We start from the raw sequence: 3280 nt of genomic DNA on the forward strand, positions 1-3280 counted from the left end.
TGTCGTTGCCTTCGCCACCCTCAAGGGTGTCGGCACCGTTGTTTCCGATTAAAGTGTCATCGCCTGCACCACCACGAAGACTGTCGTCATCAAAGCGACCCTCGAGGAGGTCATCGCCGTCATCACCGTACAGCGTGTCATTTCCGTCGCCACCAATGGGTGTATCTTGGTTTGTGCCACCAAACAGTTCATCGGCACCATTATCGCCTTCGAGGCGGTCATCACCTACACCACCGATGAGCGTATCGAGCCCGTTGCCGCCATTTAGAATGTCGTTTCCAGAGTCGCCGATTATATAGTCATTTTCGTCATTCCCATTAAGCGAATTTGCCATGCTGCCACCAGCAATGCTATCGTTACCATCGCCTCCAGAAATTGTGTCGCTTCCGTCGCCACCCGAAAGTGTATCATCGCCCCCGCGCCCAAGCATCATGTCATTGCCTACGGTTCCAGAAATAAGATCATTCAGGTTGTCACCTGTCATTGGGTCGCCATCTGCACCAAAAAAACGGGGTCGTTTCATGTGCGACGGCTTCTTCAGAGTCCATCGGTAGCGCATCCGGACTTGGATCTTCGTCACCCCAAGAATCAAAGCCGAAGAAAGCTGAACCCAATACAACTGGGATGAGTAAAAGAAAAAGTTCCACGGGCTAACCTCAGAATTATAAAATTTCTGAGGAACTTATGGAATTTATATGTGTCAACAAATTGACCCAAAAATGGAATGATTTTTAGGGGCGCTACGTCCGAGCGTGTTTGACGTCAGACCTTGCCTTCAAAGTCTTTGTGAACAAGCTTTGCATCGCAGTAGGGGCATTCGACCCAGCCATGCTGGTCTGAGATTTGCAACCAAACACGAGGGTGTCCACCAGCGCCACCATCACAGGCCACGCGAAAGTTATCGACGATCTTTGTTTCAGGTGCAGGTGTTGTCATCGGGTGTGTTCCCTTTTTTCGGCTGTCACGATAGAGGCGTTATGAGCCAAGCGCGCAAATTCAGCAAGAGCGAGTGAACCCACGTGACACAAGATGCAATTCAGATCCAAGGTTTGCGCAAGACCTATGCTGCAAGCAAAGGCGCTGAGCCTAAAGAAGCCTTGCGTGGCGTGGACCTGAACATTCCAGCAGGCTCTATATTTGGACTGCTCGGACCGAACGGTGCTGGTAAGTCGACATTGATCAACATTCTTGCGGGACTCGTGCTGAAAACGTCTGGAAAAGTTTCGATCTGGGGCTTTGATCAGGATGTGAATCCGCGCCAATCCCGCGCGTCTATCGGAGTGATGCCGCAAGAGTTGAACCTGGATCCATTCTTTTCCCCGCGTGAGGCCTTGAACGTCCAGGCGGGTTTGTATGGCGTCCCAAAAGCGGATCGCCGGTCTGACGAAATTCTCGAACTCATCGGCCTAACTGATAAAGCAAACGCTTATGCGCGAACGCTGTCTGGTGGCATGCGGAGGCGCTTGTTGTTGGGAAAAGCGCTTGTTCATCACCCGCATATTCTTGTGCTGGACGAACCCACCGCAGGGGTGGACATTGAATTGCGCCAAATGCTTTGGGCGAATGTGCGCAAGCTGAATGAACAAGGCATGACGATTGTTTTGACGACGCATTATTTGGAAGAAGCCGAAGAAATGTGTGACGAGATTGTTATTATCAATCATGGCCAAGTTGTCGCGCGTGATACCACGGCGCATTTGCTGGGCAGCATTGATCAAAAGACGATGATTATCGAACCGGAAACGCCTATCGCTACATTTGATGTTCCCAATGGCATCGATTTGAGCGTTGATCCAAGCGGCGCATTGCATTTGACTTACCGCGCCAGCAAAACCAGCGCGGATGCAGTTCTTGAAGCGGTGCGAAATGCGGGTGTTACGATCCGTGACGTCAGAACCGAACAAGCCGATCTGGAAGACGTGTTTCTAGACCTTACGCGCAGCCGCTAGGGGCGCGTAACACGTGCGAGCCAGCAATTATTCTGAGCGGATCGCACATCGACAAAGGCTACAGCATCATCATTTAGCAATGCACTCAGTTTCGCTTTGATTTGCTCTTTCGCCACAATTGCACCTGTGCCGTATTTGATACGCTCGTCTGCAGTGTATCCTTTGATGAGGTAATTGGGCGAAGCGTGCAAAACGTCGGGCAGGTTTTCTTGAGGTGTCGCTTTGCAGTCAAACTGGCACAGAAAAACAGGCCCCGTTTCTGTATAAGGCTGCAACGCGCCAAAGGGGCGGTAAGCAAAAATAAGATACCCTTCGCCTTTCGGTACGATTTTCAAGCAATGGCGGCACGGAACCCCTGAGCCACTTGATATGCCTGTTTCGGGGGTGTTGGCGTAAGCGTCTACGCCCCCATCTCGAAAATAGGATGCTTCTGTCGTTGGCATTCCAGAAATTAAATAGCTCATGTTCTTTCCTTTCAATGGGATTCAGAATGAACATGTGAAAAGCACCAAGCGACCCGTTTCCTGCGTATTTAGTCAGAAAAAAGATAAGGCGTATCTGCGATTTGCTGTGCTTTTTCGGGACTGACCCCCAAAAATTCAGCAAGTGGACCAGCGGTTTCTTGTGCTGAATCGACTTCTCTTATTGTGAAGAGCGAATCGAAGTTCGTGTCATGTAGTTGATCTTTTTCAAATGCGATTTCGTTACGAATGGTAGGTAAAAGCCTTTGCAACGTTTCTTCTGGCGTTTGCTCGCCCGCCAGTCCGATGCGTTTTGAGTGACCAATTAGGAATTCATCTGTGTAGTCGCACTCAAGCTCTAGGATCCGTGTGCCGGACCGATCTGACCCGAAATCTTCAAGTAAGTAAAAATTTCCGGGATCCATACAAACAATTAGTCTGTTGGTTTCGAAAAATTCAAACAACATACGTACGAGCGCACGTCTATGGCGATGGCGTTTGGATAGGGTCCTTTGCAAGCCACCAAGATCGGGCAAGGGGGCTTCTTCTTCGTTGAATATATATTCTACAACAGGAATGTTCGTGCCATGTGCGATGCTTTCAACCAAGCGCTTGGCCACGTGCCACTTTTTGCAAACCACGATAAGCAATTCGCGATCTCGCCCTAACGTGGCTTCGGTTTCCCAGAAGCGTGACGCGAAACGCCGACCAATACGGCCACGTTCTGTAAGAAATTTAAAAAGGCCGGCCCCTTCATTGGAAATCTGGAAAACCTGATCCTTGGCCGCATAAAAGCGCACCCAGGCGTTCCTTAGGGTCAGGACCCATTAACTGATTGAGCCTGTGGGACTGATATGATTCACGACCCCT

At 50.0% G+C, this 3280-nt stretch carries 5 protein-coding genes; 1 reads left to right on the forward strand and 4 read right to left on the reverse strand.

The genetic code is table 11. The features are described 5' to 3' along the window. Positions 1-523 (reverse strand): calcium-binding protein (locus QZ279_RS09660; protein ID WP_293450278.1); only part of this gene is annotated, 523 nt, incomplete at its 3' end. A gap of 239 nt (positions 524-762) precedes the next feature. Next, complete coding sequence (locus tag QZ279_RS09665) at positions 763-936, reverse strand: zinc-finger domain-containing protein (protein ID WP_293450280.1); 174 nt, start codon at positions 934-936, stop codon at positions 763-765. 83 nt (positions 937-1019) lie between these two features. On the opposite strand from QZ279_RS09665, the gene QZ279_RS09670 reads away from it, so the two are divergent. Then, positions 1020-1949, forward strand: a complete 930-nt coding sequence (locus QZ279_RS09670) for an ABC transporter ATP-binding protein (protein WP_293450282.1) — start codon at positions 1020-1022, stop codon at positions 1947-1949. Here QZ279_RS09670 and QZ279_RS09675 read toward each other — a convergent pair. Then, a complete protein-coding gene (locus tag QZ279_RS09675) occupies positions 1946-2413 on the reverse strand; it encodes a DUF1203 domain-containing protein (protein ID WP_293450284.1) in 468 nt (155 codons plus the stop codon). The genes QZ279_RS09670 and QZ279_RS09675 overlap by 4 nt on opposite strands. A gap of 68 nt (positions 2414-2481) precedes the next feature. Beyond that, positions 2482-3210, reverse strand: coding sequence for a DUF5928 domain-containing protein (locus QZ279_RS09680; protein ID WP_366513926.1), 729 nt, complete (start codon positions 3208-3210; stop codon positions 2482-2484). Positions 3211-3280: the final 70 nt, after the last annotated feature.

It is taken from the genome of Planktotalea sp., from assembly GCF_018607965.1.
Classification (GTDB): Bacteria; Pseudomonadota; Alphaproteobacteria; order Rhodobacterales; family Rhodobacteraceae; genus Planktotalea.